Genomic DNA, 13,752 nt, shown 5'->3' with positions numbered 1-13,752 from the left:
GCCCGGTAAGCACAGCGCCACCGGGCAACAACGGTTACTCGTCTTCCAGATAAGTATATCCGTACAGCCCCGCTTCGAACTCTTCGAGGAACTGCTGCTGCAGCGTGTCGTCGAGACCGGAGTTTTTCACCTGATCGCGGAACTGGGTCAGCAACGTGTTCGGATCGAGCTGCACATATTGCAGCATATCCGCCACGGTATCCCCTTCGTCGGAGAGCTCAACCTCAACGCTGCCGTCAGGGAAGACGAATACGTCCACCGCTTCGGTATCGCCGAACAGGTTGTGCATGTTCCCGAGGATCTCCTGATAGGCGCCAACCATGAAGAAGCCCAACATCGGCGGGTTTTCAGGATCGTATTCCGGTATCGGCATGGTGGTGGCAATCCCGTCGCCATCCACGTAGTGATCAATCGCACCATCGGAGTCGCAGGTGATATCCAGCAGCACCGCGCGGCGTTCAGGCACCATGTTCAACCCTTCCAGCGGCATCACCGGGAACAGTTGATCGATACCCCATGCATCCGGCATCGACTGGAACAGCGAAAAGTTGACGTAAATCTTATCCGCCATCCGTTCCTGCAGTTCATCGATAATCGGACGATGCGCGCGGTTGCTAGGGTCGAGTTGCTTCTGTACTTCATGGCACATGTTCAGATACAGCTGCTCTGCCCAGGCGCGCTCCTGAAGATCGAAGGTACCGGACGAGTAGCCGATATGAATATCGTGGAGATCCATCTGGCTGTCGTGCAGCCATTCGCGCAACGAACGGCGGTTGCCGGTCTCGTGCATCTCCTGCCAGGTTTCCCACATACTTTGCAGCGGACGCGCCGCGTCTTGCGCAGGTGGGGTCGCTTCGGTGTATTCGTTGCGCTCAACACCGATGATGTTGGAAACCAGTACCGTGTGATGCGCGGTGACCGCACGACCCGATTCGGTAATCACCGTCGGATGTGGCAGGCCATTCTCTTCACAGGCATCGCCAATCGCCCAGATAATGTTGTTGGCATATTCGTTCAGGCCGTAGTTCACCGAACAGTCAGACTGTGAGCGCGTCCCTTCATAGTCCACGCCCAGGCCGCCACCAACGTCGAAGCATTGAATATTGACGCCCAGTTTATGCAACTCGACGTAGAAACGCGCCGATTCGCGCACGCCAGTGGCGATATCGCGAATATTGGCCATCTGCGAGCCGAGGTGGAAGTGCAGCAGTTGCAGGCTGTCCAGATGCCCTGCTGCACGCAAAATCTCCACCAGTTGCAGAACCTGCGTTGCCGCCAGGCCGAACTTCGATTTTTCACCGCCGGAAGACTGCCATTTACCGGAGCCCTGCGAGGCCAGACGCGCACGCACGCCAAGGCGCGGAACCACATTCAGGCGCTCGGCTTCTTCCAGCACAATCGCGATTTCCGACATTTTTTCAATGACCAGATAGACCTTGTGGCCCATCTTTTCGCCGACCAGCGCCAGACGAATATATTCGCGGTCTTTATAGCCGTTACAGACAATCACGCTGCGGGTCATACCAGCATGCGCCAGCACTGCCATCAGCTCTGCTTTAGAACCCGCTTCCAGACCCAGCGGCTCACCGGAATGGATCAACGACTCAATCACGCGGCGGTGCTGGTTGACCTTGATCGGATAGACCAGGAAGTAATCGCCGTTATAGCCATAGGACTCACGCGCGCGTTTAAAAGCGGCGTTAATGGAGCGCAGGCGATGTTGCAGTATCTGCGGGAAGCAGAACAGCGCCGGCAGGCGCTGCCCTTGCGCTTCGCGTGCTTTCACTAATTCTGCAAGGTCAACGCGCGCTTCCGGGACATCAGGATCCGGGCAAACGCTGATATGGCCCAGTTCGTTAACGTCGTAGTAGTTATTACCCCACCAGGCAATATTGTAAGTACGTAGCATTTTGCTGGCTTCCTGGGAGCTCATCGCAACCTCCTGCATGGAACGTAGTACACCGTGTTCGCCTGCTGACGAAGGCGAAACTGAAGACATGTCGTCAGACATAGCAAACCTCAAATTGTAATATTGACTACTATCGCAGTCCGAAGACGCGATAACAACCCATGAACAGTCCTAAACCCCAGCAGATAGTGCTGGCTTTGCGACTGCGCGACCGGTTTCTTATTCATATCATAGTAAAACACATACCCGAACGTAGTATGACAGTCCGGAGAAACCACGAGAAAACCCTTGCGACAGCAAGAGCGCCCTTGTTCAGTTTTCAGATAGCCTGCCGGCCCTGGAATCCTGAGAAGCGCCGAGACGGGTAGAACATCGGCTGATTTGCATGAAAGAGATGCAGATTGTGGGATAGCGACGCGCGACGGAACGACGCGACGAGTCGGATGAAAAACGTGGGTTCATTATCTGGTATCACCTCCACACTGCCCCGGTACGGGCCAGCGATAAGCCAAAGCTAGACATACCACAGCAAGGTGCTAAAACGCCGCTGCAGATTTCTGTAAAAACAGACTGCTTAACCCGGCTGGAAGTGGCGTCACGAGATGGGCTTCGTGCGCTTTTTTTAATGAGCCGCGCGCGGCGTTTTATACCGATAAGCCGGCTAAAATGCAAAATAAAAATAGGCGCGTTGCCGCGAATGGCAGGAAAAATTGCCACCCTCTTTTTTTCATCAATGCGACCTGCTTCAAAAAAGGCTGGAAATGGGATTAAGAATTGACCTAAAATAGCCATCCAGAAGTTAATCCGTCTATACTGATTAACACTCAGACTGCTCGTGTCACTACCTGAAAGTTTTGGTAGAATCATCTACCAGAGCCAATCCACACAACAGTATGAGCTACACGAATACTCACAGGTAAAATAAAACATGGCAAAACACCTCTTTACGTCCGAGTCTGTATCAGAAGGGCATCCAGACAAAATTGCTGACCAAATCTCCGACGCCGTGCTGGATGCGATTCTCGAACAGGATCCGAAAGCGCGTGTCGCGTGTGAAACTTATGTCAAAACTGGCATGGTGCTGGTCGGCGGTGAAATCACCACCAGCGCATGGGTTGATATCGAAGAGATTACCCGTAACACGGTTCGTGAAATTGGCTACGTGCATTCCGATATGGGCTTTGATGCCAACTCCTGTGCAGTCCTGAGCGCCATTGGCAAACAGTCTCCGGATATCAATCAGGGTGTTGACCGCGCCGATCCGCTGGAGCAAGGCGCGGGCGACCAGGGCCTGATGTTTGGCTATGCCACCAACGAAACCGACGTCCTGATGCCAGCACCAATCACCTATGCTCACCGTCTGGTGCAGCGTCAGGCTGAAGTACGCAAAAACGGCACCCTGCCATGGCTGCGTCCGGATGCGAAAAGCCAGGTGACTTTCCAGTATGACGACGGCAAAATCGTCGGTATCGATGCGGTGGTTCTGTCTACTCAGCACGCGGAAGACATCGATCAGAAATCCCTGCAGGAAGCGGTGATGGAAGAAATCATCAAGCCAGTTCTGCCAACTGAATGGCTGAATAGCACGACCAAATTCTTCATCAACCCGACCGGTCGTTTTGTTATAGGCGGCCCGATGGGCGACTGCGGTCTGACCGGCCGTAAAATCATCGTGGATACCTACGGCGGCATGGCTCGTCACGGCGGCGGCGCGTTCTCCGGTAAAGATCCGTCTAAAGTTGACCGTTCTGCAGCTTATGCCGCGCGTTATGTCGCGAAAAACATTGTTGCGGCTGGCCTGGCTGACCGTTGTGAGATTCAGGTCTCCTACGCTATCGGCGTGGCGGAACCGACCTCCATTATGGTGGAAACTTTCGGTACCGAAAAAGTGCCTTCTGAACAGCTGACCCTGCTGGTGCGTGAATTCTTCGACCTGCGTCCTTACGGCCTGATCCAGATGCTGGATCTGCTGCACCCGATCTACAGAGAGACGGCGGCATACGGTCACTTTGGTCGCGAACATTTCCCGTGGGAAAAAACCGACAAAGCCGCTCTGCTGCGTGAAGCTGCCGGCCTGAAATAATCCTGACGTTTTTCTCCTGCCAGGGCCAGCCTCGTGCTGGCCTTTTTGTTTTCTCCTTCCGCCTTCCCGCTGCGCGTTTTTCTTTTCAATAACCGGAAATGAAAGCGATTACATAAGTGCTATAGCCATAAACCAGCTAAGATGCCAGGTTATGAAACAATTCTTCATCATGTTGCATTATGTTTCAGGATTATCTGTTTAGCGCTTTTCTCAGGTGATACTATAATTATTTATCTATTTGAAATTAATTAATTTTAATAGATTACGTTTCTTTACTTTAGTGTAACCGATTACACGGCCGTGATTGATATCACGTTTTTTTGCGATAGACTCTCCTACCCTAAGCATCGACAGAATCAATAACTCAATCGGAGGGCGTTATGCCTGACAACAAAAAACAAGGGCGTTCGAACAAGACGATGACGTTCTTTGTCTGTTTCCTCGCCGCGCTGGCGGGCCTGCTTTTCGGCCTTGATATCGGTGTTATTGCGGGTGCCTTACCCTTTATTGCCCACGAGTTCCAGATCAGCGCCCACACTCAGGAATGGGTAGTGAGCTCCATGATGTTCGGCGCCGCCGTCGGTGCCGTCGGCAGCGGCTGGCTCTCCTTCCGCCTCGGTCGGAAAAAGAGCCTGATGATCGGCGCGATCCTGTTTGTCGCCGGTTCGCTGTTCTCCGCTGCCGCCCCAAATGTTGAAGTGCTGCTCGTCTCCCGCGTGCTGCTCGGCCTGGCCGTTGGCGTCGCGTCGTACACCGCACCGCTGTACCTGTCGGAAATTGCGCCGGAAAAAATCCGCGGCAGCATGATCTCCATGTATCAGTTGATGATCACCATCGGGATCCTCGGCGCCTATCTGTCGGACACCGCCTTCAGCTACAGCGGCGCCTGGCGCTGGATGCTAGGCGTGATTATCATCCCGGCGATTCTGCTGGTGATTGGCGTTATCTTTCTGCCGGACAGCCCGCGCTGGTTTGCGGCCAAGCGTCGCTTTGTTGATGCGGAACGCGTTTTAATGCGGCTGCGTGATACCAGCGCCGAAGCCAAACGTGAGCTGGATGAGATTCGTGAAAGCCTGAAGATCAAGCAGTCTGGCTGGGAACTGTTTAAAGAAAACAGCAACTTCCGCCGCGCCGTATTCCTCGGCATCCTGCTGCAGGTGATGCAACAGTTCACCGGGATGAACGTCATCATGTATTACGCGCCGAAGATTTTTGAACTGGCGGGTTATGCCAACACCACCGAACAGATGTGGGGGACTGTCATCGTCGGTCTGACCAACGTGCTGGCGACCTTCATCGCTATCGGGCTGGTTGACCGCTGGGGACGTAAACCAACGCTGATCCTCGGCTTTATCGTCATGGCCGTCGGCATGGGCATTCTGGGCACAATGATGCACATCGGGATTCACTCATCCATCGCCCAGTACTTCTCCGTACTGATGCTGCTGATGTTTATCGTTGGCTTCGCCATGAGCGCTGGCCCGCTGATCTGGGTACTGTGCTCCGAAATTCAGCCGCTCAAAGGCCGCGATTTCGGCATCACCTGCTCTACAGCCACCAACTGGATCGCCAATATGATCGTCGGCGCCACCTTCCTGACCATGCTGAACTCGCTGGGCAGCGCGAACACCTTCTGGGTCTATGGTGGTCTGAATGTCCTGTTTATTCTGCTGACGCTGTGGCTTATCCCGGAAACCAAAAACGTTTCGCTGGAACACATCGAACGTAACCTGATGAAAGGCCGCCCTCTGCGCGAAATTGGCGCTCGCGACTGACCTTTAACGCTTCCTCCCCTGGCGGGAGGAAGCGTCTGCCTCTTGCTCTCCTCGTCACGGCGCACTATTCTCTGGCGCTATGAAAACGCCCCGAATTCCCATCGCCATTCAGCAAGCCGTTATGCGCAGCCTGCGGGAAAAGCTCGCCCAGGCGAATCTCAGGCTTGGCCGCCATTACCCGGAACCGACCCTGGTCTATCAGCAGCGCGGCACCTCCGCCGGTACCGCCTGGCTAGAAAAAAACGAAATACGCCTCAACCCGGTACTGCTGCTGGAAAACCAGCAGGCCTTTATCGATGAAGTCGTCCCGCATGAACTGGCGCATCTGCTGGTCTGGAAACACTTCGGCCGCGTGGCGCCGCATGGCAAAGAGTGGAAATGGATGATGGAGAGCGTGCTCGGTGTCGCAGCTCGTCGCACCCATCGTTTCGAACTCAACTCCGTTCGCCAGAACACCTTCCCCTACCGCTGCCAGTGCCAGCAGCATCAGCTCACCGTCCGTCGCCACAACCGCGTCGTTCGGGGTGAAGCCACTTACCGCTGCGTTCGCTGCGGCGATCTGCTGGTCGCCGAAGAGTAAATATCAGCTACAACTGGAAATTTTCTGATCTGACTGATTGCATCTGACAATCGCATTCGCTACGTTGCGGGCTCGTTTTGACACGGAGTTCACAATGTCCCGTATTTATGTTTTTGCCGCGGCGTTTCTGACTGCCGCCTGTAGCGGCCAGGTCGCGGCCGAAGGAATCAACAGTTTCTCCCAGGCAAAAGCCGCCGGGGTAAAGGTCAATGCCGATGTCCCCGGCGATTTCTACTGCGGCTGTAAAATCAACTGGCAGGGGAAAAAAGGCGTTATCGATCTGGAGTCTTGCGGTTATAAAGTGCGTAAAAATGAAAACCGCGCCAGTCGGGTCGAGTGGGAACACGTCGTTCCGGCCTGGCAGTTTGGCCACCAGCGCCAGTGCTGGCAGGACGGCGGACGGAAAAACTGCGCCAAAGATCCGGTCTATCGCCAGATGGAAAGCGATATGCATAACCTGCAGCCGGCCGTGGGTGAAGTCAACGGCGACCGCGCCAACTTTATGTATGGTCAGTGGAACGGCGGTGAAGGCCAGTACGGCCAGTGTGCCATGAAGGTCGACTTTAAGGACAAGGTTGCCGAGCCGCCCGCCCGCGCCCGCGGTGCTATCGCCCGCACCTACTTCTATATGCGTGATACTTATCAGCTGACTCTCTCCCGCCAGCAAACCCAGCTTTTTACCGCCTGGGATAAGTTGTATCCGGTCACCGCCTGGGAGTGCGAACGTGACGAGCGCATCGCTAAAGTACAGGGCAACCACAATCCGTACGTCCAGCGAGCTTGCCAGGCGCAAAAGAGCTAACCTACACTAGCGGCAATTGTTAATTTGCAGGCGCCGCTTTCCCGCGACATGGAAAAGCGGCGCCTGCGCGAAGAACGGAATACCCAGCATGCGCATCCCTCGCATCCACCACCCGGAGCCTGTTACCGTAGGTAGCCAAATCGCCCTCTCTGACGACGCCGCCAATCACGTTGGTCGCGTATTACGTATGGGCAAAGGCCAGGCAATCCAGCTTTTTGACGGCAGCAATCAGGTTTTCGATGCCGTGATCGCCGAAGCCGGAAAGAAAAACGTGTTAGTTGACGTGATCGGCAGCGAAACAGACGATCGCGAATCCCCTCTGCATATTCACCTGGGCCAGGTGATGTCACGCGGCGAAAAGATGGAATTCACCATTCAGAAATCGATTGAACTCGGTGTAAGCCTCATAACGCCACTGTTTTCCGAGCGCTGCGGCGTTAAACTGGATGCCGAACGTTTGCAGAAAAAGATCCAGCAATGGCAGAAAATCGCCATCGCTGCCTGCGAGCAGAGCGGCCGCAACGTGGTACCGGAGATTCGCCCGGCGATGCAGCTGGAGGACTGGTGCGCTGAACAGGACAATGGCCTGAAGCTCAATCTGCACCCGCGCGCCAGCGCCAGTATCAACACGCTGCCGTTGCCGGTTGAACGCGTTCGTTTGCTGATTGGTCCGGAAGGCGGTCTGTCAGCGGAAGAGATAGCAATGACCGCTCGTTACCAGTTTACTGATATTCTGTTGGGACCGCGCGTTCTGCGTACAGAGACAACTGCGCTCACTGCCATTACCGCCCTGCAAGTGCGTTTTGGCGACTTAGGTTGAAGCGTTAACGGAGAATAACAATGATCAAGCTCGGCATCGTGATGGACCCCATCGCAACCATCAACATCAAGAAAGACACCAGCTTCGCTATGTTGCTGGAAGCCCAGCGGCGCGGCTATGAACTCCATTATATGGAGATGAACGATCTGTACTTAATCAACGGGGAAGCTCGCGCCCGTACGCGTAAGCTGAGCGTAGAGCAGAATTACGATAAGTGGTACGCGTTTACCGGCGAGCAAGATCTGCCGCTGGCGGATCTCGACGTCATTCTGATGCGTAAGGATCCGCCGTTCGATACCGAGTTTATTTACGCGACCTATATTCTTGAACGTGCGGAAGATAAAGGCACGCTGATCGTCAACAAACCGCAAAGCCTGCGCGACTGTAACGAAAAGCTGTTTACCGCCTGGTTTGCCGATCTGACTCCGGAAACGCTGGTGACCCGCAATAAAGCCCAGTTGAAAGCCTTCTGGGAAAAACACGGTGACATTATTCTCAAACCGCTGGACGGTATGGGCGGCGCCTCGATTTTCCGCGTCAAAGAGGGCGATCCGAACCTGCCGGTGATTGCGGAAACCCTGACCGAGCTGGGCAGCCGTTACTGCATGGCGCAGAACTATCTGCCGGCGATCAAAGATGGCGATAAGCGCGTGCTGGTCGTCGACGGCGAGCCGGTACCTTATTGCCTGGCACGTATCCCACAGGGTGGGGAAACTCGCGGTAATCTTGCTGCCGGTGGCCGCGGTGAAGCGCGTCCGCTGAGCGATAGCGACTGGGCCATTGCGCGCCGCGTCGGGCCAACACTGAAAGCCAAAGGGCTGATCTTCGTTGGTCTGGATATCATCGGCGATCGTCTGACGGAAATTAACGTCACCAGCCCAACCTGCGTGCGTGAAATTGAAGCGGCGTTCCCGATCTCCATTACCGGTATGCTGATGGACGCTATCGAGAAGCGCCTTGGAAAACAGGATGTTGCAGGCTGAAAAAACCATATCGTTAGCCTGTAAGATCTTCTGATTCAGCGAAAGATTTCAGGCTACAGGCAGGCGATGACGCAGCGAGTACCCGGGAGCATAGTCCTCTATGTGACCGGGTTGAGCGAGGAAATCAACGCCCCTGTCGCCTGAAAGATACACCGCGAGATTCAACGAAAGATTTCAGGCTACAGGCAGGCGATGACACAGCGAGTACCCGGGAGCATAGTCCTCTATGTGACCGGGTTGAGCGAGGAAATCAACGCCCCTGTCGCCTGAAAGATACACCGCGAGATTCAACGAAAGATTTCAGGCTACAGGCAGGCGATGACACAGCGAGTACCCGGGAGCATAGTCCTCTATGTGACCGGGTTGAGCGAGGAAATCAACGCCCCTGTCGCCTGAAAGATACACCGCGAGATTCAACGAAAGATTTCAGGCTACAGGCAGGCGATGACGCAGCGAGTACCCGGGAGCATAGTTCTCTATGTGACCGGGTTGAGCGAGGAAATCAACGCCCCCGCCGCCTGAAAGATACACCGCGAGATTCAACGAAAGATTTCAGGCTACAGGCAGGCGATGACACAGCGAGTACCCGGGAGCATAGTCCACTATGTGACCGGGTTGAGCGAGGAAATCAACGCCCCTGTCGCCTGAAAGATAAAGTTGAATCGACACGGCCTTGCTTTAGCCGCATACTGAATGCTGCTTTTTGAACCAGGAACAGAACCTCTGACAATGAATTTACAGCATCACTTTCTGATTGCCATGCCTGCTCTTCAGGATCCGATATTCCGCCGCTCCGTGGTCTATATCTGCGAATACAACGACGATGGCGCCATGGGTATTATCATCAATAAGCCGCTGGAAAACTTGCAGATTGACGGAATTCTGGAAAAGTTAAACATTATCGCTGAACCGCGCAATCCGGAGATTCGTCTGGATAAGCCGGTGATGCTCGGCGGACCGCTGGCGGAAGATCGCGGTTTTATTCTGCACTCGCCGCCTTCTGACTTTTCCTCCAGCATTCGCATCTCCGATAATACGGTGATCACCACTTCCCGCGATGTACTGGAAACGCTCGGCACGGACAAGCAGCCGGCTAACGTCCTGGTCGCGCTGGGCTATTCCTCCTGGGAAAAGGGTCAGTTGGAACAGGAAATCCTTGATAACGCCTGGCTGACGGCCCCGGCGGATCAGAATATTTTGTTTAAAACGCCTATTGCCGATCGTTGGCGCGAGGCGGCGAAACTGATCGGTATTGATATTGTGACGATGCCCGGTATAGCGGGGCACGCATAATGAGCGGAACATTACTGGCTTTTGATTTCGGTACCAAAAGCATCGGTGTTGCGATCGGCCAACGCATCACTGGTACCGCCCGCCCTCTTCCTGCATTGAAAGTGCAGGACGGTAAACCGGACTGGAACGTTATCGAAAAGCTGCTTCAAGAGTGGCAACCAGAGGCCGTCATCGTCGGTCTGCCGCTGAATATGGACGGAACTGAGCAACCGCTTACCGCGCGCGCGCGCAACTTCGCCAATAAAATTCACGGTCGCTTCGGGGTGAAAATCACTCTGCACGACGAGCGCTTAAGCACGGTAGAAGCCCGTGCCGGACTATTTGAGCACGGCGGGTTTCGCGCCCTGAACAAAGGCAGCATTGATTCTGCCTCTGCGGTAATTATCCTGGAAAGCTACTTCGAGCAGGGCTTCTGAGCCCACAGCCAGGATGATGGCGCCCTCTTCTGCAAAGTGGCGCCATCGCGTTTTCGCCTGTCTTAATACCTAGTGAGGTAAATGTTCATTCGCCCAACTGACTGCCTGAGTGCGGTTTTTTACGCTCAGCTTACGGAAAACATTGTACAGATGCGTACGTACCGTGTTTTCACTGATAAACAGCGCACGCGCAATATCCATATTGGTTGCGCCGCAGCGTAATTCATTGAGAATTTCACATTCACGCTCGGTCAGCGGCGAACTCTCCGTTGGGATCGATGTATGATCCGCGGCATACATCGCCGGGTGCATCACGCTCAATTCAGCCGTCTGTTCGCCATTAAGTACGGCCTTAACGCCCTCAATTAAACGCGATTCATCATCGTCATGGCGGAAAACGCCGTACAGCGCAGGCCACTGAGTCATTTCATAAAGCTCATATTTTTGTGAGCTATTGATAATCAGCAGTCGTGGATTTTCCGCATACGACCGAATAATATCTCGCCACAATCCGTTGAGCTTTTTATTCGATACGGCAATATCAAATAATATTACCGACTCTTTCGGAAGACGCTGAGTTAGCGGTTTGTTAATATTATGAATCGTCACCATAACCGACAAGGTATCGGTCAGGTAAGTGGCAAATGCCTTACTCTGAATTGACGGATGAGTAATAAAAACAATCTGACAAGAATTATGTAAATTACCTGAAAAATTAATCACTTAAAACTCTCCTTAGCAAACACCCACCATCATGGTGGTTAAATGAATTAAACTTAAAATTACAAAAAATTAATAAATTTACATTTTAATACGATATTCCAAAGGAAACATCTTGTTTCCATAAACAGCATAAGTCGAACATATGAAAAGTGTCAAAAGATAATCAGATTTTTTTCTTTGTTATGCGAGGGAAATGTCACCAGAGATTTCACAGAGGCCATTAATTTGACGTAGTCACTTATGCATAATTTATATTCAGCTATAATAACCACAAACATTAATAAAACATTACGATAACAACCCACTGGCATAACAACTGAATATTAAAGCAGCGCTTATAACAGGCCCGCAGCCACACGCTGTTGAAAACTTTGCGTAAAAGTCAGCATTCCGGCTTGTTGACCGGTTTGCATGACTCCTGGTAGCTGATGAGTTTTCCCCTCGCGGATCAAATTCGCCACAGCGGGGGTATTCACCAAAAGCTCGTATAGCGCAACTCTTCCCTCTGACGCGGTCGGCAATAATTTTTGTGCCAGCACCGCACATAAACTTCCCGCTAGCTGGCTACGTATTTGTTCTTTTTCCTGCACGGGGAAGACATCCACCAGACGCTCAATCGCCTGCGCCGCACCTCGGGTATGCAGCGTGGCCATGACCAGATGCCCGGTCTCCGCAGCGGTCAGCGCCAGGCGGATCGTTTCGCTGTCACGCAACTCCCCCAGCAGAATCACATCGGGATCCTGGCGCAACGCCACCCGCAGCGCTGAGGAAAAAGAGGGACAGTCGCGCCCTATTTCACGTTGCTGAATCAGACATCGCTCGCTGTGATGGACAAACTCCACCGGATCTTCAAGCGTCAGAATATGCCCTTCACGCTGCTGGTTGAGATGATTGACCATTGCCGCCAGGGTGGTCGACTTACCGCTGCCGGTGGCCCCGGTCACCAGAATCAAACCGCTTTCTTCATTCAGCAGTTCCGTCAGCGCCGCAGGAACATGCAGCGCCTCAATTCGGGGACAGCTTTCCGGCAACAGGCGCAGCGCTAACGAAATCCCCCGAGCGTGAGCAAATGCGCTGGCGCGAAGGCGCGGTACGCCGACGGGGGCTAAGGCAAAATCCACCTGTCCGTTGGCCTGCCAGTGCGCGCGCTGTTTCTCATCGAGCCACGTATCAAGCCATTTCATGATATCCGGCGTGTGAAATGGCGCCGGCTCAAGCTTTCCCTGCCGACGCCAGCGCGCTGCCGAGGTATTGCACAGGTGTAGATCGGAGACATTATGCTTTACACTAAGGGCCACGATTTCTTCCAGCTCCATAACACATCCTCGGAATATGAACGATATTGCGCATAACCTGGCACAGGTCCGGGACAAAATCTCTGACGCTGCCGCACGCTGCGGCCGCGCTCCAGAAGAAATTACGTTGCTTGCAGTGAGTAAAACTAAGCCTGCGAGTGCGATTGAAGAAGCGATAGCCGCAGGCCAGGTGGCATTTGGCGAAAACTACGTCCAGGAAGGGGTGGAAAAAATCCGCTACTTCCAGGAAGCGGGTGCCTGTTCGCTACAGTGGCACTTTATCGGGCCGCTGCAGTCCAACAAAAGTCGTCTGGTGGCCGAACACTTTGACTGGTGCCACACCGTCGATCGTCTGAAAATCGCCATGCGGCTTAGCGAGCAGCGTCCTTCGCATCTTCCGCCGCTTAATGTCTTGATTCAAATAAACATTAGTGACGAACAGAGCAAGTCTGGCATTCTGCTGCCAGCGCTGGATGCCCTGGCAGCGGATATTGCCGCCCTGCCCAACCTGCGTCTGCGCGGGTTAATGGCTATTCCGGCACCTGAGTCAGAATATGTAAGGCAGTTTGCCGTGGCCCAACAAATGGCTGTAGCATTTGCGCGATTGAAAACGCAATACCCTACGGTCGATACGTTGTCTTTGGGCATGTCGGATGATATGGAAGCCGCAATCGCGGCGGGAAGCACGATGGTGCGCATCGGTACCGCAATTTTCGGTGCGCGCGACTACAGCAAAAATTAAGGAATCTGAGGAACGCCATGAAGACGTTGACTTTCCTGCTGGCAACGGTCATTGAACTCTACACCATGATCATGTTGCTACGCGTCTGGATGCAGTGGGCACGCTGCGATTTTTACAACCCGTTTTCGCAGTTTGTCGTTAAGATCACCCAACCTGTCGTTGGGCCGCTGCGACGCATTATCCCGGCCATGGGCCCCATCGACAGCTCCTCGCTGCTGATCGCCTTTATTCTCTGCGTCGTGAAAGCCATCGTGCTGTTTATGGTGGTCACCTTCCAGCCGATTATCTGGATCTCCGCGCTGCTGATTCTGCTGAAGACCGTCGGCCTGCT

The 13,752-nt window shown here is 53.8% G+C and carries 16 protein-coding genes; 10 read left to right on the top strand and 6 right to left on the bottom strand.

The window, feature by feature from the left end; genetic code table 11:
- Positions 1-34: 34 nt before the first annotated feature.
- The 4 genes from speA to ACZAHD_RS09645 all read right to left on the bottom strand — a co-directional run bounded on the left by speA (position 35) and on the right by ACZAHD_RS09645 (position 2,701).
- On the bottom strand, positions 35-2,011 hold the full coding sequence (gene speA, locus ACZAHD_RS09660; RefSeq protein WP_462456569.1) for a biosynthetic arginine decarboxylase: 1,977 nt from the start codon (positions 2,009-2,011) through the stop codon (positions 35-37).
- Positions 2,012-2,019: 8 nt separating this feature from the next.
- Positions 2,020-2,136: an acid stress response protein YqgB gene (gene yqgB, locus ACZAHD_RS09655; RefSeq protein WP_015585756.1), complete on the bottom strand. Its 117-nt coding sequence runs from the start codon at positions 2,134-2,136 to the stop codon at positions 2,020-2,022.
- A gap of 85 nt (positions 2,137-2,221) precedes the next feature.
- On the bottom strand, positions 2,222-2,371 hold the full coding sequence (locus tag ACZAHD_RS09650) for a hypothetical protein (RefSeq protein WP_462456568.1): 150 nt from the start codon (positions 2,369-2,371) through the stop codon (positions 2,222-2,224).
- A gap of 9 nt (positions 2,372-2,380) precedes the next feature.
- The gene (locus ACZAHD_RS09645) at positions 2,381-2,701 is read right to left on the bottom strand and encodes a hypothetical protein (RefSeq protein ID WP_462456567.1); all 321 of its coding nucleotides are present in this window, start codon (positions 2,699-2,701) and stop codon (positions 2,381-2,383) included.
- A 136-nt stretch (positions 2,702-2,837) separates the two neighbouring features.
- Between ACZAHD_RS09645 and metK the strand changes: the two genes are divergently transcribed.
- From metK to ruvX, 8 genes are all read left to right on the top strand, one after another.
- On the top strand, positions 2,838-3,992 hold the full coding sequence (gene metK / locus ACZAHD_RS09640; RefSeq protein WP_462456566.1) for a methionine adenosyltransferase: 1,155 nt from the start codon (positions 2,838-2,840) through the stop codon (positions 3,990-3,992).
- Positions 3,993-4,372: 380 nt separating this feature from the next.
- Positions 4,373-5,767 carry a sugar porter family MFS transporter gene (locus tag ACZAHD_RS09635; RefSeq protein WP_462456565.1) on the top strand — a complete coding sequence of 465 codons (1,395 nt, stop codon included), beginning with the start codon at positions 4,373-4,375 and terminating at the stop codon, positions 5,765-5,767.
- 79 nt (positions 5,768-5,846) lie between these two features.
- Positions 5,847-6,347, top strand: coding sequence for a SprT family zinc-dependent metalloprotease (locus ACZAHD_RS09630; protein WP_462456564.1), 501 nt, complete (start codon positions 5,847-5,849; stop codon positions 6,345-6,347).
- A 94-nt stretch (positions 6,348-6,441) separates the two neighbouring features.
- Positions 6,442-7,149 (top strand): deoxyribonuclease I, encoded by a 708-nt coding sequence (gene endA, locus ACZAHD_RS09625; RefSeq protein ID WP_462456563.1) that lies wholly within the window; start codon positions 6,442-6,444, stop codon positions 7,147-7,149.
- An 88-nt stretch (positions 7,150-7,237) separates the two neighbouring features.
- A complete protein-coding gene (rsmE, locus tag ACZAHD_RS09620; RefSeq protein WP_462456562.1) occupies positions 7,238-7,969 on the top strand; it encodes a 16S rRNA (uracil(1498)-N(3))-methyltransferase in 732 nt (243 codons plus the stop codon).
- Between the two features lie 20 nt (positions 7,970-7,989).
- Positions 7,990-8,952 (top strand): glutathione synthase, encoded by a 963-nt coding sequence (gene gshB / locus ACZAHD_RS09615; protein ID WP_462456561.1) that lies wholly within the window; start codon positions 7,990-7,992, stop codon positions 8,950-8,952.
- 729 nt (positions 8,953-9,681) lie between these two features.
- Positions 9,682-10,245 carry a YqgE/AlgH family protein gene (locus ACZAHD_RS09610; RefSeq protein WP_462456560.1) on the top strand — a complete coding sequence of 188 codons (564 nt, stop codon included), beginning with the start codon at positions 9,682-9,684 and terminating at the stop codon, positions 10,243-10,245.
- Positions 10,245-10,661 carry a Holliday junction resolvase RuvX gene (ruvX, locus tag ACZAHD_RS09605; protein ID WP_462456559.1) on the top strand — a complete coding sequence of 139 codons (417 nt, stop codon included), beginning with the start codon at positions 10,245-10,247 and terminating at the stop codon, positions 10,659-10,661. Before ACZAHD_RS09610 ends, ruvX begins: the two co-directional genes overlap by 1 nt.
- Positions 10,662-10,730: 69 nt before the next feature.
- On the opposite strand, the gene ACZAHD_RS09600 is transcribed toward ruvX, so the two are convergent.
- Positions 10,731-11,384 (bottom strand): LuxR C-terminal-related transcriptional regulator, encoded by a 654-nt coding sequence (locus ACZAHD_RS09600; protein ID WP_462456558.1) that lies wholly within the window; start codon positions 11,382-11,384, stop codon positions 10,731-10,733.
- Between the two features lie 335 nt (positions 11,385-11,719).
- The gene (locus ACZAHD_RS09595; protein WP_462456557.1) at positions 11,720-12,700 is read right to left on the bottom strand and encodes a type IV pilus twitching motility protein PilT; all 981 of its coding nucleotides are present in this window, start codon (positions 12,698-12,700) and stop codon (positions 11,720-11,722) included.
- Between the two features lie 16 nt (positions 12,701-12,716).
- Here ACZAHD_RS09595 and ACZAHD_RS09590 point away from each other — a divergent pair, with 16 nt between their 5' ends.
- Entirely contained in the window at positions 12,717-13,421 is a 705-nt protein-coding gene (locus tag ACZAHD_RS09590) for a YggS family pyridoxal phosphate-dependent enzyme (protein ID WP_462456556.1), read from the top strand.
- Between the two features lie 17 nt (positions 13,422-13,438).
- A partial coding sequence (locus ACZAHD_RS09585) for a YggT family protein (RefSeq protein ID WP_462456555.1) occupies positions 13,439-13,752 on the top strand: 314 nt, incomplete at its 3' end.

It is taken from the genome of Raoultella sp., from assembly GCF_039594335.1.
GTDB lineage: Bacteria > Pseudomonadota > Gammaproteobacteria > Enterobacterales > Enterobacteriaceae > Klebsiella.
This window is presented reverse-complemented; position numbering and strand designations above follow the sequence as displayed.